Here is a 1221-nt window from a genome sequence, read left to right on the forward strand (position 1 = left end):
CCTTAATCCGTTTCGTATTATAATAATCTATATATTTTTCTAATTCTATTTTAAAGTGCTCTACATTTTCAAATTCTTTTATGTAGAGGAACTCCGACTTCATAATCCCAAAGAAATTTTCTATTACTGCGTTGTCGTAACAGTTGCCTTTTCGAGACATACTCTGGACGATAGCTCTTGATTCAAGAGTACGGACGTACTGTCTCATTTGATAATGCCATCCTTGATCCGAATGCATCAGTAGCTGGTGCGTTTCAGGTAAACGTTCCAATGCTTTCTCTAACATGTCTGAAACAAGCGAATACGTCGGTCTAGAACCAATTGTATAGGTAATAATTTCACCATTATACAAATCTAATACAGGTGATACATACAGTTTTTCTCCAAACAATTTAAACTCTGTGATGTCTGTTACCCACTTTTGATTCGGTGCATCTGTATGAAAATTACGCTCTAAAATATTAGGTGCAATTCTACCGACTTTTCCTTTATAGGATTTATATTTCTTCATACGCACAACACACTTTAACCCAAGCTCTTTCATAATGCGCTGAACCTTCTTGTGGTTCACTTTCTGGCCACGATTCGTTAATTCATCACGAATGCGACGGTAACCATAACGACCTTCATTTTCCTCATAAATCGCTTTAATCTCAGCTTTCAAATCGGCATCTACATCTGGACGATTCATTTTCTTTACTAAATCATAATACGTGCTTCGAGGAATAGTAGCTAGCTCCACGAGTGCCTTCACCGAATATTTATGCCTTAATTCATAGACTACTTGCGCTTTGTCTTGTTTTGTGATTTTTCCTTGTTTTGAACTAAGGCATTTAACTTTTTTAAGTACTCATTTTCCATCTCAAGCTGTTTAATGCGTGCTTCAAGTGCTTCGACTGACCCTTCAGCTAAAGGTTGTTTTAATTGTTTATTTGAATCTTTTTTCATGGATGGACGCCCCTTTTTCTTAGATTGAAGGGCATCAATTCCTTGTGTTTCGAGCTGTTTTTTCCAAACAGAAATCGTTGAAGGGGCAGGAATATTAAAGATAGCTGCCGTCTCAAATAAGGACATACCGTTTTCAATCATAAAGTTTAGTACGTCTAGTTTAAATTGTTGTGTGTAATTTGTACATCGTTTTAGAAAAGCTTCCAGACCATTCTGTTTATATTGGTTTACCCAATTCAAAATGATTGTGTCACTTATACCGAGCGATCTACC

Annotated in this window: 1 protein-coding gene; it reads right to left on the reverse strand. The window is 36.4% G+C overall.

Features of this window, described 5'->3' with window-relative positions; all coding sequences use genetic code 11:
* A protein-coding gene (locus MR160_RS33650) for an IS3 family transposase (RefSeq protein ID WP_242299218.1) occupies nucleotides 1-1221 on the reverse strand; the annotation gives its coding sequence in 2 pieces (ribosomal slippage) (nucleotides 1-846 and nucleotides 846-1221; 1222 coding nt annotated over the 2 pieces). This gene is flagged as partial in the annotation.

The organism is Bacillus cereus group sp. BfR-BA-01382 (assembly GCF_022663475.1).
GTDB lineage: Bacteria > Bacillota > Bacilli > Bacillales > Bacillaceae_G > Bacillus_A > Bacillus_A thuringiensis_S.